This is a genomic window from Mesorhizobium sp. WSM4837, assembly GCF_055811435.1.
Window position 1 is genome coordinate 77,925 of record NZ_JBVVQE010000021.1, and the last position, 22,510, is coordinate 100,434.

Consider the following 22,510-nt stretch of genomic DNA (forward strand, 5'->3'; position numbering starts at 1 on the left):
ATTCCCTTACCTTGTGACGAACACCGTCACCAGCGGCTTCTTGCCCCAGGCTTCATTGGCGGCGCCACGGACGGCGCGGCGCACTGCCTCCTGCACGAGGTCGAGATCTCTTCGGCGCTGACGGGGGATGGAGTCCACGGCGCCGATTGCCGCATCGATCATCAGGTCCTCCAGGCTCTCGCCGCGGCCATCGGCCTCGGCGACGCCGATGGCGACCAGATCGGGATCGCCGGCGAGCTCATATTTGTCGTCGAGCACGACATTGACCGCGACATGGCCGGCGAAAGACAGCTTGCGCCGGTCGCGAATGCCCATCGCCTGGTCGGTGCCGATCAGCCTGCCGTCCTTGTAGATGCGGCCGAACGGCACCTGGTCGATGATCGCCGCCGCACCGGGATAGAGCCGCAGCATGTCGCCGTTGCGCACCTGCGCCACCTGGCCGATGCCGGACACCGACATCAGCGATCCCTGCGCCACCAGATGCGCCGCCTCGCCATGCACGGGAACGCCGATCTGCGGCCGCACCCATTCATACATCTTGCGCAGCTCGCTGCGGCGCGGATGGCCCGAGACATGCACCAGCGCATCACCGTCCTCGATGATCTTGACACCGAGATCGATCAGACGGTTCTTGATCTCAAGGATACCCTTCTCGTTGCCGGGAATGGTACGCGAGGAAAACACCACCGTATCGCCTGCCGTCAGCGACACCGATTTCATCTCCTCGCGCGACAGTTTCGCCAGCGCCGCAAGCGGCTCGCCCTGGCTGCCGGTGCAGATGATGACGAGGTTTTCGCGCGGGATGAAGCCAAAGTCCTCCTCGGCGATGAATTCGGGCAGCCCATCCATGTAGCCGAGTTCGCCGGCAACATCGATGACCCGCTTCAGCGAGCGGCCGAGCACCAGGCACTGCCGGCCGGCATCGCGTGCCGCCTTGGCAATGGAGACGATGCGTCCGACATTGGAGGAAAAGGTGGTGACCGCAACGCGGCCCTTGGCGCTCTGGATGACGCCCTTGAGGCCCTCGCCAACCGCGACTTCCGACGGCGACACCCCTTCCCGCAGCGCATTGGTGGAATCACAGATCAACGCCAGCACGCCCTTGTCGCCATAGGCGCGAAAGCGCGCCTCGTCGGTCAGCGGACCAATCGTCGGCGCCGGATCGATCTTCCAATCACCGGTGTGGATGACGGTGCCGGCCGGCGAGGTGATCGCCAGCGACATCGGCTCGGGAATCGAATGCGCGACCGGGATGGCCTCGATCTCGAACGGGCCGACGCTGAACTTTTCACCGGCGCGGTAGATCGTCACCGGGATCTTTGGTGCGCCCTGCTCGCCCTGCCGCTTGGCTTCCAGCAATCCAGCGCCGAACGGCGTCATCCAGACCGGCGCCTTGAGCTTCGGCCATGTGTCGAGCAGCGCGCCGTAGTGGTCCTCATGCGCGTGCGTGATGACGATGCCACGCAGATTGGCGATGTTCTCCTCGATGAAGCGCGTGTCAGGCAGCACCAGGTCGACGCCAGGCAGGCTGGCATCGGGAAAGGTCACGCCGACATCGACGACGATCCAGTCGCGCGCATTGGCCGGCCCGTAGCCATAGAGGGCGAAGTTCATGCCGATCTCGCCGACGCCGCCAAGCGGCACGAAGACGAGTTCGGCGTTTTCCGCTGTCGCCATGATCATTCCTTTCCTGGCCGGTCAACCCAAGCCCGTCAAACTCTGGGGCCAGTCAAACCTGAGCCCGTAAAAAACTTGGCCTGTCAAAACCTTGGCCTGCCAAACCTGGGGGCCTGTCAAACCTGGGCCGACGCGACCGCACCGAAATGCACGTCGCCGGCGGCGATCGTCAGAACCGAACCCTCATCGTCGCGGATCACGAAACGGCAGTCCTCGTCAATGGTCTCGAACGTGCCGCGCACCACATTACCGTCAATTCTGACAGCAACCTGCCCGCCAAGCCCTGCCGCACGCGCCAGCCAGCGCCGCCTGACGGCGGCCAGCCCGCGCCCATCGTTCCACAGCCGCGCATTCTCGCTCCAGGCATCCGACAGCGCCAGAAACAATGTCTCGGCATCGCAAGCAGCGCCCAGCGCGCCAAGCGATGTCGCGGGATAAGGCAAATCCTTGGGGTATGCCACCACATTGACACCGATGCCGACCGCCACCGCAAAGCGATCGCCTTCGAGTATCGCCGATTCCAGCAGGATGCCGGCAAGCTTGGCGCCGGAGGCAAGCACATCGTTCGGCCATTTCAGCTCGAAACGGTTTTTTCCATCGCTGCCGCCGTCGAGGCCGATTGCGATCCTGCCCTTCGGCACGACGGCGTCGAGCGCATCGGCCAGCGCCAGCCCGGCGACGAAGCCGAGCGTCGCGGCCAAGCGAAGCTCGGCATTGGTGACCACCAGCAGGGTCGCCGCCAGATTGCCCTCGGGCGTCGCCCAGACCCGGCCGCGCCGGCCACGCCCGCTTTCCTGTTTTTTCGAAACGACCCAGAGCTTGCCCGGATCTCCCGCCCGCGCACGGTCGAGCGCCAGCGCATTGGTCGAACCGACCGTGTCATGTGCCTCGAGCCGGAACCCTTCCGAGGCCGCTGTTGGAGCCAGCCGAAACGCCATCCCGTCAGAAGAATGTCTTGGCGGCGGCTTCGGCATAGGTGCCGATCGGCCCGCCGATCAGCACATAGAACAGCACGAAGGCGCCGCAGACGCCAAGCACGATGCGAAGCTCGGTCGCCATCGGCACGAAGCCGCCGACCGGTTCGTCGAACCACATGATCTTGATGATCCGCAGATAATAATAAGCGCCCACCACCGAGGCCAGCACGCCGATGATCGCCAGCGCGTAGAGGTTGGCGTGGATGGCGGCAAGGAACACGTACCATTTCCCCCAGAAGCCGGCGAGCGGCGGAATGCCGGCCAGCGAGAACATCAGGATGGTCAGGATCGTCGCCATGATCGGATTGGTCGATGACAGCCCGGCGAGATCGCCGATCTGTTCGACATTGCCTTCCTTGCGCCGCATGGCGAGGATGAAGGCGAAGGTGCCGAGCGTCATCACCAGATAGATCAGCATGTAGATGGCGACGCCGCGCACGCCGGCCTGGCTGTTGGCGGCGAGGCCGACCAGGGCGTAGCCCATATGGCCGATCGAGGAATAGGCCATCAGCCGCTTGATGTTGGTCTGGCCGATAGCCGCAAAGGCGCCGAGCAGCATCGAGGCGATCGAGATGAAGACGATGATCTGCTGCCAGTCGGCGGCGATCGGCTGGAAGGCGTCCATGGTGACGCGCACGATCAGCGCCATCGCCGCCATCTTCGGCGCCGCAGCGAGGAAGGCCGTCACCGGCGTCGGCGCGCCTTCATAGACGTCGGGCGTCCACATGTGGAACGGCACCGCCGATATCTTGAAGGCAAGGCCGGCCAGCACGAAGACCAGGCCGAAGACCAGGCCAAGCTGCCGCTCGCCGCCGCCAAGTGCTGCGGCGATCTCCTGGAAGCCGGTGTTGCCGGTGTAGCCGTAGACGAGGCTGATGCCGTAGAGCAGCATGCCCGACGACAGCGCCCCAAGTACGAAGTACTTGAGTCCCGCCTCGGTCGAGCGCAGATTGTCCCGGTTGATCGCCGCCAGCACGTAGATCGCCAGCGACTGCAGTTCGAGGCCGAGATAAAGCCCGATCATGCCGTTGGCAGAGATCATCAGCATCATGCCGAGCGTGCACAGCAGGATCAGCACCGGATACTCGAACTTGTCGAAATGCTCCGCCTTGGCGAAGCGCATCGACATGACCAGCGTCACCGCCGACCCGATCAGCGCCAGCACCTTCATGAAGCGGGCGAAGGGATCCTGGACGAAGGCTTCGCCGTAAGCGTTGCCCTGCCCGGTGGAAAGGATCGTCCAGAGGCCGGCAACCACCAGGACGGCGACGGCAAGGCCGCTGACCGTGGTGGTGGTGTTGGCGCGCGAATAGGCGCCGAGCATCAGCAGCGCCAGGGCGCCGACGGCGAGGATCAGCTCTGGCGTCGACAGCGACAGGCTGGAGAGAAGGTCCGGCGTCATGGTTCGCAAACCTCTCGGGTCAGTTCGCCGCCGCGGTCTGCGCGGTGTCGATGGATGCGGTGACATTGGTGACGAGCGCCTTGACCGATGCGGCGGTCGCGTCGAAGACCGGCGCCGGGTAGACGCCGAAGAAGATGACCAGCACGGCCAGCGGGTAGATGATCACCTTCTCGCGCGTCGACAGGTCGAGCAGGCCTTTCAGGCTGTCCTTGGTCAGCGCGCCGAAGATCACCCGGCGATACAGCCACAGCGCATAGGCCGCCGACAGGATGACGCCGGTGGCGGCGAAGAACGCCACCCAGGTGTTGACCCGGAACACGCCGAGCATGGTCAGGAACTCGCCGACGAAGCCGCTGGTGCCGGGCAGGCCGACATTGGCCATGGTGAAGATCATGAACACGGTGGCGTATTTCGGCATGTTGTTGACCAGCCCGCCATAGGCGTCGATGTCGCGCGTGTGCATGCGGTCGTAGATGACGCCGACGCACAGGAACAGCGCGCCGGAGACCAGGCCGTGCGACAGCATCTGGAAGATCGCCCCCTGGACGCCTTCCTGGTTCATCGCGAAGATGCCCATGGTGACGAAGCCCATATGGGCGACCGACGAATAGGCGATCAGCTTCTTCATGTCCTCCTGCATCAGCGCCACCAGCGAGGTGTAGATGATGGCGACGACGGACAGCGCGAAGACCAGCGGCGCAAACATCTCCGAGGCGATCGGAAACATCGGCAGGGAGAAGCGCAGGAAGCCATATCCGCCCATCTTAAGCAGGATGGCGGCCAGGATCACCGAACCGGCCGTCGGCGCCTCGACATGCGCGTCCGGCAGCCAGGTGTGCACCGGCCACATCGGCATCTTCACGGCGAAAGACGCGAAGAAGGCGAGCCATAGCCAGGTCTGCATGGAGGCCGGGAAGTTGTGCGTCAGGAGCGTCGGGATGTCGGTGGTGCCGGACTGGAAGAACATCGCCATGATGGCAAGCAGCATCAGCACCGAGCCGGCCAGCGTATAGAGAAAGAACTTGAACGAGGCGTAGACGCGCCGCTTGCCGCCCCACACGCCGATGATGATGAACATCGGGATCAGGCCGGCCTCGAAGAAGACGTAGAACAAGACGATGTCGAGCGCGCAGAACACGCCGATCATCAGCGTCTCCAGCAGCAGGAAGGCGATCATGTAGGCCTTGACGCGCTTCTCGATTGATTCCCACGAAGCCAGGATGCAGAGCGGCATCAGGAAGGTGGTCAGGATGACGAACAGCATGGAGATGCCGTCGACGCCGATATGGTAGGAGATGCCGGAATCCAGCCAGGCAAACTTCTCGACGAACTGGAAGCCGGGCTCCGCATTGTCGAAGCCGGTCCAGATGAACAGCGAGATGATGAAGGTGATACCAGTCGTCCACAACGCTATGGCGCGGATGTTGCGGCGGGCATTCTCGCTGTCGTCGTTGATCAGCAGAATGAACAGCACACCAACCAGCGGCAGGAAGGTGACCAGCGAGAGGATCGGCCAGGCGGTCATCAGAGCATCATCCAGGTGACGAATGCGGCAACGCCGATCAGCATGGCGAAGGCATAGTGATAGAGGTAGCCGGTCTGCAGTTTGACGACCCGGTTGGTGACGTCGACGACGCGCGCCGAAACCCCGTCAGGACCAAGTCCGTCGATCACGGTGCCGTCACCGGTCTTCCACAGGAAGTGGCCGAGGCGTTTTGCCGGCCGCACGAACAGGAAATCGAAGAGCTCGTCGAAATACCACTTGTTGAGCAGGAAGGCGTAGAGCCCGCGATGCTGCGCCGCCAGGTTCTTCGGCATCTCCGGCGCGCGGATGTAGAATTGCCAGGCAATCGCAAAGCCGATCAGCATGGCGACGAACGGCGACAGCTTCACCCAAAACGGCACTTCGTGGATGTCGTGCAGGATGTGGTTGTCCGGCAGCGTGAACAGCGACGCCTTCCAGAACTCGGCATAGCCCTCGCCGATGAAGGCGCCATGGAAGATCACGCCGGCGAACAGCGCGCCCGCCGCCAGGATGTACAGCGGCACCAGCATGACCGGCGGCGATTCATGGACATGGTGCATAACCTCGTGGCTCGCCCGCGGCTGGCCGTGGAAGGTCATGAAGATCAGCCGCCAGGAATAGAAGCTGGTGAAGCAGGCAGCGACGACCAGCAGCACGAAGGCAAGGCCGGCGACCGGATTGTGCGCGGCAAAGGCGCTTTCGATGATCGCGTCCTTGGAGAAGAAGCCGGCGGTGCCGATGACCGTCACCGGAATGCCGACGCCGGTCAGCGCCAGCGTGCCGATCACCATCATCCAGTAGGTCTTCGGAATGAGCGTTCTGAGGCCGCCCATCCTGCGCATGTCCTGTTCATCGGAGACGGCGTGGATCACCGAGCCGGAGCCAAGAAACAGCAGCGCCTTGAAGAAGGCATGCGTGAACAGATGGAAGATCGCCGCGCCATAGGCGCCGACGCCGAGCGCCACGAACATGTAGCCGAGCTGCGAGCAGGTCGAATAGGCGATGACGCGCTTGATGTCGTTCTGGACGAGGCCGACGGTCGCCGCGAAGAAGGCGGTGAAAGCGCCGATGAAGGTGACCACGATCAGCGCCGAATGCGACAGCTCGAACAGCGGCGACAGCCGCGCCAGCATGAACACGCCGGCCGTCACCATGGTGGCGGCATGGATGAGCGCCGAGACCGGCGTCGGGCCTTCCATGGCGTCCGGCAGCCAGGTGTGCAGCGGCACCTGCGCCGACTTGCCCATGGCGCCCATGAACAGCAAGAGGCAGACGACGGTCATCGCAGCCTGCTTGTCGAGCGCATAGCCGAGGAAGGTCAGCACGGCAGCGCCCTCCGGCGCGCCTTCGGCCGGAATGAACGTCGCCGCATTGGCGAAGATGGTGCCGAGATTGACCGAGCCGAACAGCACGAACACGCCGAAGATGCCGAGCGCGAAACCGAAATCGCCGACGCGGTTGACGACGAAGGCCTTGATCGCGGCGGCATTGGCCGACGGCTTCTTGTACCAGAAGCCGATCAGCAGATAGGAGGCGAGGCCGACGCCTTCCCAGCCGAAGAACATCTGCACGAGGTTGTCGGCCGTCACCAGCATCAGCATGGCGAAGGTGAACAGCGACAGATAGGCGAAGAAGCGCGGCCGGTTCGGGTCGTGATGCATGTAGCCGATGGAGTAGATGTGGACCAGCGCCGACACCGTGTTGACGACGACCAGCATCACCACCGTCAGCGTGTCGATGCGCAGTGCCCATGCGGCTTCCAACCCGCCCGACTGGATCCAGCGCAGCACCGGCACGGTGAACACCTCGCCCTCGCCGAAGCCGACGGCGAAGAAGGCGACCCACGACAGCACGGCTGATATCACCAGGAAGCCGGAGGTGATGTATTCGGACGCCTTGGCGCCGAGCGACGTGCCGAACAGGCCGACGATCAGGAAGCCGAGCAGAGGAAGGAAGACGATGGCCTGATACATGGTGGTTTCCGTCAACCCTTCATCATGTTCACGTCTTCGACCGCGATCGAGCCGCGGTTGCGGAAGAAGACGACGAGAATGGCGAGGCCGATCGCCGCTTCAGCCGCTGCGACCGTCAGCACGAACAGCGCGAACACCTGTCCGACGAGATCGCCTAGCGCTGCCGAGAAGGCGACGAAATTGATGTTGACCGCAAGCAGGATCAGCTCGATCGACATCAGGATGACGATGATGTTCCTGCGGTTGAGAAAAATGCCGAACACGCCGAGCGTGAACAGGATCGCCGATACGGTCAGATAATGTGCGATGCCGACGACCATCTCAGATTCCTTCGCCCGTCTTGACCTTGCGGATTTCCATTCCCGTTGCCGGCGTGCGGCCGACCTGGGCGGCGATCGACTGCCGCTTGATGCCCGGCTTGTGGCGCAGCGTCAGCACGATGGCGCCGATCATGGCGACCAGCAGCACAAGGCCGGCAATCTGGAAATAATAGAGGTAGTCGGTATAGAGGATGTCGCCGAGCGCTGCCGTGTTCGAGCGGGCGGCAAGGTCCGGAGTGGGTTTTGCAACCGTCGCCGCCAGTTGCGGCGCGAACGTATAGCCGCCAAGCACGACGATCAGCTCAGCCGCCAGGATCAGCCCGACCAGCGCGCCGATCGGCGCGTATTGCAGGGCGCCTTCCTTCATCTCGGCGAAATCGACGTCGAGCATCATGACGACGAACAGGAACAGCACCATGACCGCGCCGACATAGACGACGAGCAGGATCATCGCCAGGAACTCGGCGCCGGTCAGCATGAACAGGCCAGCGGCATTGAAGAAGGTCAGGATCAGGAACAGCACAGAATGCACGGGATTACGCGCCGAAATGACCATGAACGCCGACGCCACCGCGACAAAGGCGAAGAGGTAGAAAAAGGCCGCCTCTAGTCCATTCAGCATGGGTTCCCCCGGGTTCCTGTCCGAACAGGACGTTCGTCCTGTTCGGTGTGTGGCTTGGCTCCGCCTCCGGTGCCGAAGCCGCGTGTTCCTTAAACGAGGCCTCTCGCCCCGTCCATGCGTCAAATGTCAGCGGTACGGCGCGTCCAGCGAGATGTTGCGCGCCAGTTCGCGCTCCCAGCGGTCGCCATTGGCCAAGAGCTTGTCCTTGTCGTAATAAAGTTCCTCGCGCGTCTCGGTCGCGAACTCGAAATTCGGTCCCTCGACGATTGCGTCGACCGGGCAGGCTTCCTGGCAGAAGCCGCAATAGATGCACTTCACCATATCGATGTCGTAGCGCACGGTGCGGCGGGTGCCGTCATTGCGGCGCGGGCCGGCCTCGATGGTGATCGCCTGCGCCGGGCAGATCGCCTCGCACAATTTGCAGGCGATGCAGCGTTCCTCGCCGTTCGGATAGCGGCGCAGCGCATGCTCGCCGCGAAAGCGCGGGCTGGTCGGCCCCTTTTCGTGCGGATAGTTGATCGTCTCCTTCGGCGCGAAGAACTGGCGCATCGACAGGAAGAACGCGCTGACGAAATCCTGCAGCAGCAGCGATTTTGCGGCTTGATACAGCGTGCTCATTCAGCACCCCCAAACATTTGCAACGCGACCGCGGCGCCCATGACGCCACACGCAAGCGGAGAAACCACAAGGTAGAGTCTACGGATCAAATGCTCGCGCATTTGCTTTTCCTCGACGGAAACGGGCAGGCCGAGCCCTTTTGAACGCCCAAACATGTGCAGCGCAGTCGGCAACGCGAAAACAGACGTCAGCCATGCCACCAAGGCGCCAGCAGCGGCGCCAAGCACCAGGATTGCCGGATCGCCCATCACGCAAACCCCGTGATCTTGAGGAACGCGGCGACAATCACCACCATCGCCAGCGAGATCGGCAGGAAGACCTTCCAGCCGAGCCGCATCAGCTGGTCGTAGCGGTAGCGCGGCACAAAAGCCTTCACCATCGAGATCATGAAGAACACCAGGCAGACCTTGAGCACGAACCAGACCAGCCCCGGCACCCAGGTGAAGGGAGCGAAGTCGAACGGAGGCAGCCAGCCGCCGAGGAACAGGATGGTGGCCAGCGCGCACATCAGCACGATGGCGACATATTCGCCGAGGAAGAACAGCAGGAACGGCGTCGACGAATATTCGACCATATGGCCGGCGACGAGTTCCGATTCGGCTTCCACAAGGTCGAAGGGCGGGCGGTTGGTTTCGGCCAGCGCCGAGATGAAGAAGATGACGAACATCGGGAACAGCGACAGCCAATGCCAATCGAGGAAGGTGTTGGGCAGGCCAACCCGAGTTCCCAGCCCGTCCGCCTGCGACAGCACGATGTCGGACAGGTTGAGCGAGCCGACGCAAAGCAGCACTGTGACGATGACGAAGCCGATCGAGACCTCGTAGGACACCATCTGCGCCGCCGAGCGCAGCGCGCCGAGGAACGGATATTTCGAATTGGACGCCCAGCCGCCCATGATCACACCATAGACCTCGAGCGAGGAGATGGCGAAGACGTAGAGGATGCCGACATTGACGTTGGCGATCGCCCAGCCCTCGTTGACCGGGATCACTGCCCAGGCCGAGATCGCCAGCACCGCCGAAACCAAGGGCGCCAGCAGAAAAACGCCCTTGTTGGCGCCGGACGGAATCACCGGCTCCTTGAACACGAACTTCAGAAGGTCGGCGAAAGCCTGCAGCGTGCCCCATGGGCCGACGACGTTCGGGCCGCGGCGCAACTGCACCGCCGCCCAGATCTTGCGGTCCGCGTACAGGATGTAGGCGACGAAGATCAACAGCACGACGATCAGCACGACCGACTTCAGCAGGATGAGCAGCGCCGGCAGCACGTAGAAGGAGAAGAAGGTGTCCATGCTATTCCGCCGCCTGCCTAAAACCGTTTTTCGCCAGCGCCGAGCACTCCGCCATCACTGCGGAAGCCCGCGCGATCGGGTTGGTCAGGTAGAAATCCTTGACCGGCGAGGTGAAGCTGCCCTTGCCAAGCCGCCCGCCAAGCTTCGCCACCTTGGCGATATCGTCGGCATTGCCGGCCGCGACCTGGTCGATGCGGGCAAGATGCGGGTATTCGCCATAAAGCTTTGCACGCAGCTGCGGCAGCGAATCGAACGACAATCTCTTGCCCAGCACATCCGACAGCGCCCGCAGGATCGCCCAGTCCTCGCGCGCATCGCCCGGCGCGAAGCCGGCGCGGTTGGTCTGCTGCACCCGGCCCTCGGTGTTGACGTAGGTGCCCGATTTTTCGGTATAGGCGGCGCCCGGCAGGATGACGTCGGCGCGGTGCGCGCCGTGGTCGCCATGCGTGCCGATATAGACGACGAAGGCGCCGCCGGTCCTGGTCATGTCGATCTCGTCGGCGCCGAGCAGGAACAGCACCTCCATATCGCCCAGCATGCCGGCGACGTTCTTGCCGCCCTCGCCCGGCACGAAGCCGACATCGAGACCGCCGATACGCGCCGCCGCAGTGTGCAGCACGGCAAAGCCGTTCCAGTCGGCTCTCGCGGCATTGACGGCCAGGCTGAGCTTCGCCGCCTGGCCGAGCACGGCCGCGCCGTCCGAGCGCGACAGCGCGCCCTGACCGACGATGACAAGCGGATGCGTCGCCTGCTTCAGCACCTGGAAGAATTTGCCGTTGCCGTCGGCCAAATCCTTCAGCGATTCCGGTCCGGCGCCGAGCTGCTCATAGTCGTAGCGCGTATCGCCGACATCGCCGATGACGCCGACCGGCAGGTTGCCGAGCCGCCAGCGCTTGCGGATGCGGGCGTTGAGCAAGGACGCCTCGAAGCGCGGATTGGCGCCGATGATCAGCACCGCGTCGGCCTGCTCGATGCCCTCGATGGTCGGGTTGAAGAGATAGCTTGCCCGGCCGAGCGACGGATCGAGCGCGGCGCCATCCTGGCGGCAGTCGGTGTTCTTCGAGCCGAGCGAGGCCATCAGCAGCTTCAGCGCATAGATCTCCTCGACGGCGGCGAGATCGCCTGATATGGCGCCGATCTTGTCAGGCGCGGTGCTCGACACCGCTTCCTTGATCGCGGAAAAAGCCTCGGCCCAGCTTGCCGGGGCCAGCTTGCCGTTCTTGCGGACATATGGCCGGTCGAGGCGCTGGGTGCGCAAGCCGTCCCAGATGAAGCGGGTCTTGTCGGAAATCCACTCCTCGTTCACCGCCTCGTTGGTGCGCGGCAGGATGCGCATCACCTCGCGGCCTCTGGAATCGACGCGGATCGCCGAGCCGACTGCGTCCATCACGTCGATGGATTCGGTCTTGGTCAGTTCCCACGGCCGCGCCTGGAAGGCGTAGGGCTTGGAGGTCAGCGCGCCGACCGGGCAAAGGTCGATGACGTTGCCCTGCAGTTCCGATGTCATCGCGCTTTCGAGATAGGTGGTGATTTCGGCGTCCTCGCCGCGGCCGATCAGGCCGAGCTCGGAAATGCCGGCAATTTCGGTGGTGAAGCGGACGCAGCGCGTGCAATGGATGCAGCGGTTCATGATCGTCTTGACCAGCGGCCCGATATACTTGTCTTCGACCGCCCGCTTGTTCTCGTGATAGCGCGAGGAATCGACGCCGAACGCCATCGCCTGATCCTGCAGGTCGCACTCGCCGCCCTGGTCGCAGATCGGGCAATCGAGCGGATGGTTGATCAGCAGGAATTCCATCACGCCTTCCCGGGCCTTCTTGACCATCGGCGTGTTGGTGAAAATTTCCGGCGTTTCGCCATTTGGCCCCGGACGCAGATCGCGCACGCCCATGGCGCAGGACGCCTGCGGCTTGGGCGGCCCACCCTTCACCTCGATCAGGCACATGCGACAATTGCCGGCGATCGACAGCCGCTCATGGAAGCAGAAGCGCGGCACTTCGGCGCCGGCGTCCTCGGCTGCCTGCAGCAGCGTGTAGTGGTCGGGTACAGTAATCTCTTTCCCGTCGACCTTGAGCTTTGCCATCAATTGCCCCCGGCGGTCTTCGCCGTCTCATATGCCTGGAACAGGTCTTCAAGGCTGATGCCGTTGATCATCATGCCCGCAACCTGCGCGTTTTCTATCTTCACGTTGCTCATGTTTACGTTGGTGAAATACGCGTTCGAAAGATTGGCGTCTTCCACCTTGGTGTTGCTCAGGTTGGTGCGGTGGATCCTGGCCGCCGACAGGTTGACGTCGTGAAACCGGGTGTTCGACATGTTGACGTCATCGAAACTGGAATTGCTGACGATGGCGTTGCGCACGTCGAGAACATCGCGCCTGTCGTGGACCTCCATCGCGTCGCCTACCTCTCGGCCTTTGCGGCCAGCGCCGCTGCCTGGCCAAGCCAGTTGTCGCGACCGATGCGGCCCTTGAACGACAGATAATCGTCGACCCAGGCGATCTCTTCCGGCGTCCATGTCGCGATCTGGCCGTAGGTCCAGATGCCCAAGCCGTTCAGCACCTGTTCCAGCTTCGGCCCGATGCCCGATATTGCCTTGAGGTCTGCCGGGTTTTCCGGACGATCCATTGCCTTGGGCTGCTTGAAATCCTCCGGCATCAACCCGGCCGGTGCGGCAGCCGCATCCACCACGCTGCGTGCATCATCCATGCTGTTCGCGGCTATGTCATTCACGTTCCTGGCGAAGGACTGCGCCTCGGCGATCAAGGTTTTCGTCGCCGCGCGCGCCTTGGTCGAGGAGTTTGTCCCTGTCTGCGAAAAGCGTTCTACCCTGGCATCGAAATCGTCGACGATCGGCTGCAAGAGCCGCTGCGAGGCCTCGGCGGCGCCCGAGAGCACGCCCATCCACAACCCAAAGGCATGATTGGCAAGCCCGATGCCGAGCGCCGACATCGCTGCCGCACCCGCGACAGGGTGCGCCAGGAGATTGACGGCGCTGGCCATCGGCATCATCCTGGTCAGGTCCTGGTTCATCTTCTCGAACGGGTCCAAATCTGGCATCAAATGTTCGGGTCTCGAATTCAGCGACATAGGTAGTCTCCTGGTCGTTTCTTCCGTATGCCCCGGCCTGTTTCCTCAGATCGGGCTCTTGCCCGTACTTCAGATCGGGCAATCGCCCGCTTCAAATTCTTCTCTATTCCGCCGCCACCATCACCGGCTCTGCCCGGTGCGCATTGCGCGAAAACTCGTCGATACGCCGCTCCACCTCGCCGCGGAAATGCCGCATCAGGCCCTGGATCGGCCACGCCGCCGCATCGCCCAGCGCGCAGATCGTGTGGCCTTCGACCTGTTTGGTCACGTCGAGCAGCATGTCGATCTCGCGCTTCTGCGCCTCGCCGCGCACCAGCCGCTCCATCACCCGCCACATCCAGCCGGTGCCTTCGCGGCACGGTGTGCACTGGCCGCAGCTCTCGTGCTTGTAGAAGTAGGAAAGCCGGGCGATCGCCTTCACGATATCGGTCGATTTGTCCATGACGATGACAGCCGCCGTGCCGAGACCCGATTTCAGGTCGCGCAGCGCATCGAAATCCATCGGCGCATCGATGATCTGCTCCGCCGGCACCAGCGGCACCGAAGCGCCGCCCGGAATGACCGCCAGCAGATTGTCCCAGCCGCCGCGAATGCCGCCGCAATGCGTCTCGATCAGCTCGCGGAACGGGATCGACATCGCCTCTTCGACGGTGCACGGCGTGTTGACGTGGCCCGAAACGCAGAACAGCTTGGTGCCGACATTGTTGGGCCGGCCAATGGACGAGAACCAGGCAGCGCCACGCCGCAAAATGGTCGGCGCCACCGCGATGGACTCGACATTGTTGACCGTCGTCGGGCAGCCATAGAGGCCGACATTGGCCGGAAACGGCGGCTTCAGCCGCGGCTGGCCCTTCTTGCCTTCGAGGCTTTCGAGCAGCGCCGTTTCCTCGCCGCAGATATAGGCGCCGGCGCCATGATGCATGTAGATGTCGAAATCGTAGCCGGACGTGTTGTTCTTGCCGATCAGCTTGGCCGCATAGGCCTCGTCGATGGCGCGCTGCAGCGCCTCGCGCTCGCGGATGAACTCGCCGCGCACATAGATGTAGGCGGCGATCGCGCCCATGGCGAAGCCGGCGATCAGGCAGCCCTCGACCAGCGTATGCGGATCGTGGCGCAATATATCGCGGTCCTTGCAGGTGCCGGGCTCGGATTCGTCGGCGTTGACGACGAGATAGCTCGGCCGGCCGTCGCTCTGCTTGGGCATGAACGACCACTTCAGCCCGGTCGGGAAGCCGGCGCCGCCGCGGCCGCGCAGGCCTGACGCCTTCATCTCGTTGACGATCCAGTCGCGCCCCTTGGCGATGATGCCGGGCGTGTTGTCCCAGGCGCCGCGCGCCATCGCACCGGCCAGCGACTTGTCGAAGCGGCCGTAGATGTTGTTGAAGATGCGGTCTCTGTCCTGAAGCATTGTTCGTCCCTCAGACCGGTTTCTTGCCGAAAACGCGGATATATTCGGCGACCCCGCCCTTGGCCAGCGCCTTGGCCTGCTTGACCCAGTCTTCGCGCTCGATGCGGCCGTGGAAACCGAGATAGCCATCGACCCACTCGCGCTCGGCCTTCTTCCAAGACGCGACTTGCGCGTAGGTGAAGATACCAAGTGAATGCAGGGTGCCTTCGATATTCGGGCCGACGCCCGAGATCAGCTTGAGATCGTCGACCAATGCCGGCCTGGCGATGCCGGCCGGACGGTTCTTGTCCTCGAGCGAAGGTTTGCCCGTCTTGGCACTGGTCGTCTTGACGGGTTTTTTGCCGGCAGCGCCGATCGGCGCTTCCTTCAACTCCGGCGCCTTGAAAGCAGCCGTCGGCTCAGCCTTGGTCTTGGGACCGCTGCGCTGTTTCAAAACTTTTTCGACTTGCGGCGCGGCCTTGTTGGCATTGGCCGCCGAATGCCGCGGTGCTCTGACGCTCGCCGCCTTTTCCGTCTCCGGTGCGACCTTTGCCGGGGAAGGCGTCTCCAGCGCCGGGCTGGTTTCGGGCGCATCGGTCTTCGGCTTGCTGGCTTTCGACGGCGCAACGGGGGCCGCCGGTGCCTGTACGGCCGGAGCCGCTGGCGTAGCGACAATTGCCGCTGGTGCAGCCGCCCTGGCGGCCTTGGCAGCCGCCTTGGCTTCCCTGTCGCGGGTGGTCTTCAGGATTGCCTTTTCGCTCTTCAGCGTCGTCAGGCCGGTGATCGGCTCGGAGGTGATGCGGCCGTTCTGCGGCCCCGGCTTCACCGAGGCGCCCTTGCCGGCATCATAGAGGTCGATGATCTCGGCAAGCCGCTCCGGCGTCAGATCCTCGAAAGTGTCCTTGAAAATCATCACCATCGGCGCGTTGACGCAGGCGCCAAGGCATTCGACCTCTTCCCACGACAGCGTGCCCTTGTCGTTGGTGTGGAACTGGTCGTGATGGATTTTCGAACGGCACACGTCCATCAGCGCTTCCGAGCCGCGCAGCATGCAGGGCGTGGTGCCACAGACCTGGATATGCGCGCGGGTGCCGACCGGATTGAGCTGGTACTGCGTGTAGAAGGTCGCGACTTCGAGCCCTCTGATGTAGGGCATGCCGAGCATGTCGGAGATCGTCTCGATCGCAGCCTTGGTCACCCAGCCTTCCTGCTCCTGCGCAAGCATCAGCAACGGGATGATCGCCGACTGCTCGCGGCCCTTCGGATATTTGTTGATCCATTGCTTCGCCGCCGCCGCATTCGCCCGGTTGAAGGCGAAGGAGGCTGGCTGGAGGCTGGCTTCTGCGAGACGGCGGACTGACATTTATCGATCGACCTCACCAAACACGATGTCGAGGGAGCCGAGAACGGCGGTGACGTCGGCCAGCATGTGGCCGCGGCACAAAAAGTCCATGGCTTGCAGATGCGCGAAGCCGGGCGCGCGCAGCTTGCAGCGATAGGGCTTGTTGGTGCCGTCCGAGACCAGGTAGACGCCAAACTCGCCTTTCGGCGCTTCCACCGCCGCATAGACCTCGCCGGCCGGCACGCGATAGCCCTCGGTGTAGAGCTTGAAGTGATGGATCAGCGCTTCCATCGAGCGCTTCATCGCCGCGCGCTTCGGCGGCACCACCTTGCCGTCGAGGTTCGACACCGGTCCCGTGCCCTCCTTGCCGAGCAGCAGGTCGACGCACTGGCGCATGATTTTCGCCGACTGGCGCATCTCTTCCATGCGCACGAGATAACGGTCGTAGCAGTCGCCGTTCTTGCCGATCGGAATGTCGAAATCCATCTCGGCATAGCATTCGTAGGGCTGCGACTTGCGCAGATCCCAAGCGACACCGGAGCCGCGCACCATGACGCCGGAAAAGCCCCAGGCCCAGGCGTCGGCCAGCGAGACGGTGCCGATGTCGACATTGCGCTGCTTGAAGATGCGGTTGCCGGTGAGCAACGCGTCGAGGTCGTCGAGCGATTTCAGGAACGGGTCGATCCACGTGCCGATATCCTCGACCAGCTGCTGCGGCAGGTCCTGGTGGACGCCGCCGGGCCGGAAATAGGCGGCATGCATGCGCGAGCCGCTGGCCCGCTCATAAAACACCATCAGCTTTTCGCGCTCGACAAAACCCCATAGCGGCGGCGTCAGCGCGCCGACATCCATTGCCTGTGTCGTCACATTGAGGATGTGCGACATGATGCGGCCGATCTCGCAATAGAGCACGCGGATCAGCTGGCCGCGCTTTGGCACCTCGATGCCGAGCAACCGCTCGGCGGCCAGCGCAAAGGCATGCTCCTGGTTCATCGGCGCGCAATAGTCGAGCCGGTCGAGATAGGGCACGGCCTGCAAATAGGTCTTGGCTTCGATCAGCTTCTCGGTGCCGCGATGCAACAGCCCGATATGCGGATCGACGCGATCGACGACTTCGCCGTCCAACTCAAGAACCAGCCTCAAAACACCATGCGCTGCAGGGTGTTGAGGTCCAAAGTTGATGTTAAAATTGCGGACGGAGGTTTCAGCCATTCTGGCGTCTCAATTCGTCTTGGCTTTTTCGTCGCCTGGAAGGACGTAATCCGTCCCCTCCCAAGGGCTGAGAAAATCGAAATTGCGGAATTCCTGTTTCAATTCCACCGGCTCGTAGATGACCCGCTTGGCCTCGTCGTCGTAGCGCACCTCGACGAAACCGGTCAGCGGGAAATCCTTGCGCAGCGGATGACCTTCGAAGCCGTAGTCGGTCAGGATCCTGCGCAAATCGGGGTGGCCCGAGAACAGCACGCCATAGAGATCGTAGGTCTCGCGTTCGAACCAGTCAGCGCCCGGAAACACACCGGTGATCGACGGCACCACCGTCTCCTCGTCGGCCTGGACCTTGATGCGGATGCGAATATTCTGCTTCGGCGACAGCAGGTGATAGACGACATCGAAGCGCTTGGCCCGCGATGGATAATCGGCGCCGCAGACGTCGATGATCGAGATGAACTGGCATTTTGGATCGTCGCGCAGGAAGCTCACAACCTCGATCAGATCCTGCGGCTCGACCGAGATGGTGAGTTCGCCATAGGCAAGCACCGCATCGGCGATCCGGCCGCTCAGCTTCTCGCCGAGATAGGTCGAGAGTTCATTCAGGCTCATCATCCCGCTCACCGCTCGATCGTGCCGGTGCGGCGGATCTTCTTTTGCAACAGAAGGATGCCGTAGAGCAGCGCTTCCGCGCTCGGCGGACAGCCGGGCACATAGATGTCGACCGGCACGACGCGATCGCAGCCGCGCACCACCGAATAGGAATAGTGGTAGTAGCCGCCGCCATTGGCGCAGGAGCCCATCGAGATGACGTAGCGCGGCTCCGGCATCTGGTCGTAGACCTTGCGCAGCGCCGGCGCCATCTTGTTGGTCAGCGTGCCGGCGACGATCATGATATCGGACTGGCGCGGCGAAGCGCGCGGCGCAACGCCGAACCTCTCCGAGTCATAGCGCGGCATCGAGGTATGGATCATCTCGACCGCGCAGCAGGCAAGACCGAAGGTCATGAACATCAGCGAGCCGCTGCGCGCCCAGGTGATCAGCGCCTCGGTCGAGGTGACGAGAAAGCCCTTGTCGGCAAGCTCGTTGTTGATCTCGAGGAAGAAGGGATCATTCGCCCCCACCGGCTTTCCGGTGCTGGGGTCGAGAATGCCTTTTGGCTTCGGCGCGACGAGCGTGCCGGAATTGTCGCTCAATCCCATTCCAGCGCTCCTTTCTTCCATTCATAGGCAAAGCCGATGGTCAGCACCGCCAGAAACACCATCATCGACCAGAAGCCGAGCATGCCGATCTGGCCGAAAGACACTGCCCACGGAAACAGGAAGGCCACTTCCAGATCGAAGATGATGAACAGGATCGACACCAGGTAGAAGCGGATGTCGAACTTCATGCGGGCATCGTCAAACGAGTTGAAGCCGCATTCATAAGCGGAAAGCTTTTCCGGATCGGGATTGCGGTAGGCCACCAGGAAGGGTGCTGCAAGCAGCGCCAGGCCGACGACCAGCGCCACGCCGATGAACAGGACGATGGGCAGGTACGAACTCAACAATGCGTTCATGCTGCAGCTTTCCGTTGGCGGCCAATCCACTCTGATTACAGCACCGGACCCACTTGCGGAAGCGTGACAGTTTAACCACTGAACCGTTTTAGGGGCTCTATGCTGCAACGCGGCGAGGGTTAGCGCAGGGCTTTCGGCGAAGCAAGTCAAACCTTGTTCAAAACACGGTGCTCGACGGCATATCCGGATAAACTGGTCCGATCCGCTCCTGTTTGATTTCCTTCTGTTTTTACTCCACTTTTCTCTCCTGACATGGATACCGCCAAAACCCTGCTAGCATGGCGGAATCACCTCTCCCACCTTTGGTCGAACGCCGACAGAGTGCCGTCTGCATGAAGGAAAAAATCTCGCTCGCCATGGCCCGGCGCATCGCGCTTGCCGCACAGGGGTTTGCCGATCCTCGCCCTAACGGCACGCCCGATCGCCGCCATCTGGCCCGTGTGCTTGGCCGGACCGGTCTGCTGCAGATCGATTCCGTCAGCGCGGTGGTGCGTGCCCATTATATGCCGCTCTATTCGCGGCTTGGCCCCTACCCGCTCGCCCTGCTCGACAACGCCGCCGTGACGCGCAAGCGCAAAGTCTTCGAATATTGGGCGCACGAAGCCTCCTTTCTGCCGGTCGAGACCTATCCGCTGATGCGCTGGCGCATGGAACGGGCCGAACGTGGCGAGGAAATGTATAACGGGCTGGCCAAGTGGGGCCGCGAGCGCGCCGCCTACATTGAAGACATTTATCGCGAGGTCGTCGAACGCGGCCCGATCGCCGCTTCCGCCCTGGAAGGCCAGAAAGGCTCCGGCGGCTGGTGGGGCTGGAGCGACGCCAAGCACGCTTTCGAATGGCTGTTCTGGGCCGGCCGCATCACCACGGCGTCACGTCGCGGCTTCGAGCGGCTTTATGATCTGCCGCAGCGCGTGCTGCCGCCGGAAATACTTGCCCTGCCGGTGCCCTCGCCTGAGGATGCGCACCGCGAATTGCTGCGCATCTCCGCCCGCGCCCACGGCGTCGCGACAGCAGGCGACCTGCGCGACTATTTTCGCCTCTCTCCCGCTGACATCAAAGGCCGCATCGAGGAACTGGTCGACGCCGGCGACCTCTTGCCGGTGACCGTCGAAGGCTGGAGCAAGCCCGCTTATCTTCACAAGGACGCTCGTTTTCCGCGCAAGATCGAGGCGCGCGCCTTGCTCGCTCCCTTCGATCCGGTTGTCTTCGAACGGACGCGTACGGAAAGACTGTTCGACTTCCACTATCGCATCGAGATCTACACCCCTGCCGAAAAGCGCCAATACGGCTATTATGTGCTGCCGTTCCTGCTCGGCGAAAGGATCGTGGCGCGCATCGACCTTAAGGCCGACCGCCCGGCCGGCGTGCTGCGCGTCCATGCCGCCTATGCCGAACCCGGCGCGCCGCCGCAAACCGCCGCCGAACTTTTTGAGGAATTGCAGCTGATGCAGGGCTGGCTCGGGCTCGAACGCATCGAGGTGACGCCTGCGGGGGATCTGGGCCATGCGCTGGCGGATGTCGCGGTTTCGTAAGGGATTGCCGATGTCGGCGCCGCCCCTCACCTGCCTGCCGGCATCCTCTCCCCGTATAGAGACGGGGAGAGGGACGCTGTCATCGATGGTTTCGCCAATCGCCAGCGTTGCAGGAGGGGGCGCCGCCGTTGCGGCCAGTTCTTTCTCCCCGTCACTATACGGGGAGAAATGCCCGGCAGGGCAATGAGGGGCAGCGCCGACATCCAAAATTGCTCTGAAGCGTTTCCATCGCCGTGTCGGAAGCATGCGTTGACACGACTGCCTCCACAAGCCTAAATCCGGTTCAGACGGTCTCCTCTCGGCAAAGGGAGGAGCCAAGAGGGAATGCGGTGCGAAATCCGATTTCAAATCCGCGGCTGTCCCCGCAACTGTAAGCGACGAGCCAAGGCCGATAACCACTGGGAAAATCCCGGGAAGGCGGCACCAAGGCGATGACCCGCGAGCCAGGAGACCTGCCGTCTAGGACATAAGAATCCGATCGCCTGGCGGGTTTTCCGGGCAAGGAGCCTGATTTGGAACGCGACAGCAGTTTTTCGGCTGAGACAGCGGGCGTATTGTCCGGCGATGATGATGCTCTGGCCGACGTCACCGTGATCGTCTGCGCCTCCTGCCGTGACGAGACCGGCTCCGACGGCCATCCCCGCGCCGGCGAATTGTTGGCCGAAGATACGCGCCGCGCCGCCTCGGGCGAAAACATCCGTATCCGCAGCGTCGAATGCCTCGGCAACTGCAAGCGCCGCCTCAGCGCCGCTATCCTGCGCGACGGCTGCTGGAGCTATGTCTTCGGCGACTTGACCGCGACCAGCGGCGCCGATCTCATCACCGGCGCAAGACTCTTCGCCACCTCGACCGACGGCCTCATGCCATGGCGCGGCCGCCCCGATTGCCTGAAGCGCGGCCTCGTTGCCCGCATCCCTCCCCTCGACCTTTTGAAGGACCAGATATGACCACTTCCGTCTCGCGCGTGCCCTGCACCGTCGTCACCGGCTTCCTCGGAGCCGGCAAGACGACGCTGATCCGCCATCTGCTCGAAAACGCCGGCGGCAAGCGGCTGGCCATCATCGTCAACGAGTTCGGCGACATCGGCATCGACGGCGAGATTCTTAAGGGATGCGGCATCGACACCTGCCCTGAGGAAAACATCGTCGAGCTGGCCAATGGCTGCATCTGCTGCACCGTCGCCGACGATTTCGTCCCGGCGCTCGACCAGATCCTGTCGCTGACGCCCAGGGTCGACCATATCCTGATCGAAACCTCCGGGCTGGCCCTGCCCAAGCCGCTGGTCCAGGCCTTCCAGTGGCCGACGGTGAAGAGCCGGGTGACGGTCGACGGCGTCATTGCCGTGGTCGACGGACCGGCGCTGGCCGAAGGCCGCGTTGCCAACGACATGGACGCCCTGCAGGCGCAGCGCGCGCAGGACGAGACGCTCGACCACGACGATCCGGTCGAGGAGGTGTTCGAGGACCAGCTCGCCTGCGCCGACCTGATCATATTGTCGAAGAGCGACCTGATGGACGCCGCCGGCTCGGCCCGCGCCAATGCCGTCATCGGCAAGCACGCCGCCCGCGCGGTGAAGATCGTGCCGGCCTCGCAGGGCAAGGTCGATCCCTCCGTGCTGCTCGGCCTCTGCCTTGCCGTAGAGGACGACATCGAGAACCGCAAGACCCACCACGATGACGAGCTCGATCACGAGCATGACGATTTCGACTCGTTCGTCATCGACATTCCGCCGATTGCCAATCCCGAAGAGCTGGCTTTGCGTGTCGCCACGGCGGCGGAAGAAGAAAACGTGCTGCGCGTAAAAGGCTTCGTCGAGGTCGGCGGCAAGCCGATGCGGCTGTTGCTGCAGGCAGTCGGCCCGCGCGTCAACCACTATTACGACCGCGCCTGGACCGCCGCCGACGATCGCCGCTCCCGCCTCGTCGTCATCGGCCTGAAAGGGCTGAACCGCCCGGCGATCGAGCGTATCCTCGCCGGCTGACCTCAGG

22 protein-coding genes and 1 riboswitch are annotated in these 22,510 nt (G+C 63.2%); of the genes, 3 read left to right on the forward strand and 19 right to left on the reverse strand.

Annotation, left to right across the window (positions count from 1 at the left end; all coding sequences use genetic code 11):
- Nucleotides 1-6: 6 nt before the first annotated feature.
- The 19 genes from AC0L3D_RS14890 to AC0L3D_RS14980 form a co-directional block, all read right to left on the reverse strand.
- The gene (locus AC0L3D_RS14890; RefSeq protein WP_128173881.1) at nucleotides 7-1,677 is read right to left on the reverse strand and encodes a ribonuclease J; all 1,671 of its coding nucleotides are present in this window, start codon (nucleotides 1,675-1,677) and stop codon (nucleotides 7-9) included.
- A 116-nt stretch (nucleotides 1,678-1,793) separates the two neighbouring features.
- Nucleotides 1,794-2,615 (reverse strand): biotin--[acetyl-CoA-carboxylase] ligase, encoded by an 822-nt coding sequence (locus AC0L3D_RS14895; RefSeq protein ID WP_128173882.1) that lies wholly within the window; start codon nucleotides 2,613-2,615, stop codon nucleotides 1,794-1,796.
- A gap of 4 nt (nucleotides 2,616-2,619) precedes the next feature.
- Entirely contained in the window at nucleotides 2,620-4,056 is a 1,437-nt protein-coding gene (nuoN, locus tag AC0L3D_RS14900; RefSeq protein WP_473644767.1) for an NADH-quinone oxidoreductase subunit NuoN, read from the reverse strand.
- Nucleotides 4,057-4,075: 19 nt separating this feature from the next.
- Nucleotides 4,076-5,581 (reverse strand): NADH-quinone oxidoreductase subunit M, encoded by a 1,506-nt coding sequence (locus tag AC0L3D_RS14905; protein WP_473644768.1) that lies wholly within the window; start codon nucleotides 5,579-5,581, stop codon nucleotides 4,076-4,078.
- Nucleotides 5,581-7,554 (reverse strand): NADH-quinone oxidoreductase subunit L, encoded by a 1,974-nt coding sequence (gene nuoL / locus AC0L3D_RS14910; protein WP_473644770.1) that lies wholly within the window; start codon nucleotides 7,552-7,554, stop codon nucleotides 5,581-5,583. The genes AC0L3D_RS14905 and nuoL overlap by 1 nt, the downstream gene beginning before the upstream one ends.
- A gap of 11 nt (nucleotides 7,555-7,565) precedes the next feature.
- Nucleotides 7,566-7,874, reverse strand: a complete 309-nt coding sequence (gene nuoK / locus AC0L3D_RS14915) for an NADH-quinone oxidoreductase subunit NuoK (RefSeq protein WP_023798863.1) — start codon at nucleotides 7,872-7,874, stop codon at nucleotides 7,566-7,568.
- 1 nt (nucleotide 7,875) lies between these two features.
- The gene (locus AC0L3D_RS14920) at nucleotides 7,876-8,496 is read right to left on the reverse strand and encodes an NADH-quinone oxidoreductase subunit J (RefSeq protein ID WP_023798862.1); all 621 of its coding nucleotides are present in this window, start codon (nucleotides 8,494-8,496) and stop codon (nucleotides 7,876-7,878) included.
- A gap of 126 nt (nucleotides 8,497-8,622) precedes the next feature.
- A complete protein-coding gene (gene nuoI / locus AC0L3D_RS14925) occupies nucleotides 8,623-9,114 on the reverse strand; it encodes an NADH-quinone oxidoreductase subunit NuoI (RefSeq protein ID WP_091594334.1) in 492 nt (163 codons plus the stop codon).
- Nucleotides 9,111-9,362 carry a hypothetical protein gene (locus AC0L3D_RS14930; RefSeq protein WP_091594332.1) on the reverse strand — a complete coding sequence of 84 codons (252 nt, stop codon included), beginning with the start codon at nucleotides 9,360-9,362 and terminating at the stop codon, nucleotides 9,111-9,113. The genes nuoI and AC0L3D_RS14930 overlap by 4 nt, the downstream gene beginning before the upstream one ends.
- The gene (nuoH, locus tag AC0L3D_RS14935) at nucleotides 9,362-10,405 is read right to left on the reverse strand and encodes an NADH-quinone oxidoreductase subunit NuoH (RefSeq protein WP_473644772.1); all 1,044 of its coding nucleotides are present in this window, start codon (nucleotides 10,403-10,405) and stop codon (nucleotides 9,362-9,364) included. Before nuoH ends, AC0L3D_RS14930 begins: the two co-directional genes overlap by 1 nt.
- Before the next feature lies 1 nt (nucleotide 10,406).
- Nucleotides 10,407-12,488: an NADH-quinone oxidoreductase subunit NuoG gene (gene nuoG / locus AC0L3D_RS14940; protein ID WP_473644774.1), complete on the reverse strand. Its 2,082-nt coding sequence runs from the start codon at nucleotides 12,486-12,488 to the stop codon at nucleotides 10,407-10,409.
- The gene (locus AC0L3D_RS14945) at nucleotides 12,488-12,799 is read right to left on the reverse strand and encodes a pentapeptide repeat-containing protein (RefSeq protein ID WP_128180400.1); all 312 of its coding nucleotides are present in this window, start codon (nucleotides 12,797-12,799) and stop codon (nucleotides 12,488-12,490) included. Before AC0L3D_RS14945 ends, nuoG begins: the two co-directional genes overlap by 1 nt.
- Nucleotides 12,800-12,807: 8 nt before the next feature.
- Nucleotides 12,808-13,494 carry an NADH-ubiquinone dehydrogenase gene (locus AC0L3D_RS14950; RefSeq protein WP_473644776.1) on the reverse strand — a complete coding sequence of 229 codons (687 nt, stop codon included), beginning with the start codon at nucleotides 13,492-13,494 and terminating at the stop codon, nucleotides 12,808-12,810.
- A 103-nt stretch (nucleotides 13,495-13,597) separates the two neighbouring features.
- Nucleotides 13,598-14,902, reverse strand: a complete 1,305-nt coding sequence (gene nuoF / locus AC0L3D_RS14955) for an NADH-quinone oxidoreductase subunit NuoF (RefSeq protein WP_027156088.1) — start codon at nucleotides 14,900-14,902, stop codon at nucleotides 13,598-13,600.
- 10 nt (nucleotides 14,903-14,912) lie between these two features.
- Nucleotides 14,913-16,244, reverse strand: a complete 1,332-nt coding sequence (locus tag AC0L3D_RS14960; RefSeq protein WP_473644778.1) for an NADH-quinone oxidoreductase subunit E — start codon at nucleotides 16,242-16,244, stop codon at nucleotides 14,913-14,915.
- The gene (locus AC0L3D_RS14965; protein ID WP_128166991.1) at nucleotides 16,245-17,435 is read right to left on the reverse strand and encodes an NADH-quinone oxidoreductase subunit D; all 1,191 of its coding nucleotides are present in this window, start codon (nucleotides 17,433-17,435) and stop codon (nucleotides 16,245-16,247) included.
- A gap of 9 nt (nucleotides 17,436-17,444) precedes the next feature.
- Nucleotides 17,445-18,047 (reverse strand): NADH-quinone oxidoreductase subunit C, encoded by a 603-nt coding sequence (locus AC0L3D_RS14970; RefSeq protein ID WP_473644780.1) that lies wholly within the window; start codon nucleotides 18,045-18,047, stop codon nucleotides 17,445-17,447.
- Between the two features lie 5 nt (nucleotides 18,048-18,052).
- On the reverse strand, nucleotides 18,053-18,634 hold the full coding sequence (locus AC0L3D_RS14975) for a NuoB/complex I 20 kDa subunit family protein (RefSeq protein ID WP_027156092.1): 582 nt from the start codon (nucleotides 18,632-18,634) through the stop codon (nucleotides 18,053-18,055).
- Nucleotides 18,625-18,990: an NADH-quinone oxidoreductase subunit A gene (locus tag AC0L3D_RS14980; protein WP_128166995.1), complete on the reverse strand. Its 366-nt coding sequence runs from the start codon at nucleotides 18,988-18,990 to the stop codon at nucleotides 18,625-18,627. The genes AC0L3D_RS14975 and AC0L3D_RS14980 overlap by 10 nt, the downstream gene beginning before the upstream one ends.
- A 332-nt stretch (nucleotides 18,991-19,322) precedes the next feature.
- On the opposite strand from AC0L3D_RS14980, the gene AC0L3D_RS14985 reads away from it, so the two are divergent.
- The 3 genes from AC0L3D_RS14985 to cobW all read left to right on the forward strand — a co-directional run bounded on the left by AC0L3D_RS14985 (nucleotide 19,323) and on the right by cobW (nucleotide 22,503).
- On the forward strand, nucleotides 19,323-20,522 hold the full coding sequence (locus AC0L3D_RS14985; protein WP_473644782.1) for a winged helix-turn-helix domain-containing protein: 1,200 nt from the start codon (nucleotides 19,323-19,325) through the stop codon (nucleotides 20,520-20,522).
- 271 nt (nucleotides 20,523-20,793) lie between these two features.
- A riboswitch (cobalamin riboswitch) is annotated at nucleotides 20,794-20,996 on the forward strand.
- Nucleotides 20,997-21,034: 38 nt separating this feature from the next.
- On the forward strand, nucleotides 21,035-21,469 hold the full coding sequence (locus AC0L3D_RS14990) for a DUF1636 family protein (RefSeq protein WP_287237307.1): 435 nt from the start codon (nucleotides 21,035-21,037) through the stop codon (nucleotides 21,467-21,469).
- The gene (gene cobW / locus AC0L3D_RS14995) at nucleotides 21,466-22,503 is read left to right on the forward strand and encodes a cobalamin biosynthesis protein CobW (protein WP_473644784.1); all 1,038 of its coding nucleotides are present in this window, start codon (nucleotides 21,466-21,468) and stop codon (nucleotides 22,501-22,503) included. Before AC0L3D_RS14990 ends, cobW begins: the two co-directional genes overlap by 4 nt.
- Nucleotides 22,504-22,510 lie beyond the last annotated feature (7 nt).

What these genes read in the sequence shown, in the direction of transcription:
- AC0L3D_RS14970 (WP_473644780.1), bottom strand. Translation starts at nt 18,047, where the DNA reads ATGATGAGCCTGAATGAACTCTCGACCTATCTCGGCGAGAAGCTGAGC.
- nuoK (WP_023798863.1), bottom strand. Translation starts at nt 7,874, where the DNA reads ATGGTCGTCGGCATCGCACATTATCTGACCGTATCGGCGATCCTGTTC.
- nuoL (WP_473644770.1), bottom strand. Translation starts at nt 7,554, where the DNA reads ATGTATCAGGCCATCGTCTTCCTTCCTCTGCTCGGCTTCCTGATCGTC.
- AC0L3D_RS14895 (WP_128173882.1), bottom strand. Translation starts at nt 2,615, where the DNA reads ATGGCGTTTCGGCTGGCTCCAACAGCGGCCTCGGAAGGGTTCCGGCTC.
- AC0L3D_RS14985 (WP_473644782.1), top strand. Translation starts at nt 19,323, where the DNA reads ATGAAGGAAAAAATCTCGCTCGCCATGGCCCGGCGCATCGCGCTTGCC.
- AC0L3D_RS14930 (WP_091594332.1), bottom strand. Translation starts at nt 9,362, where the DNA reads ATGGGCGATCCGGCAATCCTGGTGCTTGGCGCCGCTGCTGGCGCCTTG.
- nuoF (WP_027156088.1), bottom strand. Translation starts at nt 14,902, where the DNA reads ATGCTTCAGGACAGAGACCGCATCTTCAACAACATCTACGGCCGCTTC.
- AC0L3D_RS14905 (WP_473644768.1), bottom strand. Translation starts at nt 5,581, where the DNA reads ATGACCGCCTGGCCGATCCTCTCGCTGGTCACCTTCCTGCCGCTGGTT.
- AC0L3D_RS14965 (WP_128166991.1), bottom strand. Translation starts at nt 17,435, where the DNA reads ATGGCTGAAACCTCCGTCCGCAATTTTAACATCAACTTTGGACCTCAA.
- nuoI (WP_091594334.1), bottom strand. Translation starts at nt 9,114, where the DNA reads ATGAGCACGCTGTATCAAGCCGCAAAATCGCTGCTGCTGCAGGATTTC.
- nuoG (WP_473644774.1), bottom strand. Translation starts at nt 12,488, where the DNA reads ATGGCAAAGCTCAAGGTCGACGGGAAAGAGATTACTGTACCCGACCAC.
- cobW (WP_473644784.1), top strand. Translation starts at nt 21,466, where the DNA reads ATGACCACTTCCGTCTCGCGCGTGCCCTGCACCGTCGTCACCGGCTTC.
- nuoH (WP_473644772.1), bottom strand. Translation starts at nt 10,405, where the DNA reads ATGGACACCTTCTTCTCCTTCTACGTGCTGCCGGCGCTGCTCATCCTG.
- AC0L3D_RS14950 (WP_473644776.1), bottom strand. Translation starts at nt 13,494, where the DNA reads ATGTCGCTGAATTCGAGACCCGAACATTTGATGCCAGATTTGGACCCG.
- AC0L3D_RS14890 (WP_128173881.1), bottom strand. Translation starts at nt 1,677, where the DNA reads ATGGCGACAGCGGAAAACGCCGAACTCGTCTTCGTGCCGCTTGGCGGC.
- AC0L3D_RS14980 (WP_128166995.1), bottom strand. Translation starts at nt 18,990, where the DNA reads ATGAACGCATTGTTGAGTTCGTACCTGCCCATCGTCCTGTTCATCGGC.
- AC0L3D_RS14945 (WP_128180400.1), bottom strand. Translation starts at nt 12,799, where the DNA reads ATGGAGGTCCACGACAGGCGCGATGTTCTCGACGTGCGCAACGCCATC.
- AC0L3D_RS14920 (WP_023798862.1), bottom strand. Translation starts at nt 8,496, where the DNA reads ATGCTGAATGGACTAGAGGCGGCCTTTTTCTACCTCTTCGCCTTTGTC.
- nuoN (WP_473644767.1), bottom strand. Translation starts at nt 4,056, where the DNA reads ATGACGCCGGACCTTCTCTCCAGCCTGTCGCTGTCGACGCCAGAGCTG.
- AC0L3D_RS14960 (WP_473644778.1), bottom strand. Translation starts at nt 16,244, where the DNA reads ATGTCAGTCCGCCGTCTCGCAGAAGCCAGCCTCCAGCCAGCCTCCTTC.
- AC0L3D_RS14975 (WP_027156092.1), bottom strand. Translation starts at nt 18,634, where the DNA reads ATGGGATTGAGCGACAATTCCGGCACGCTCGTCGCGCCGAAGCCAAAA.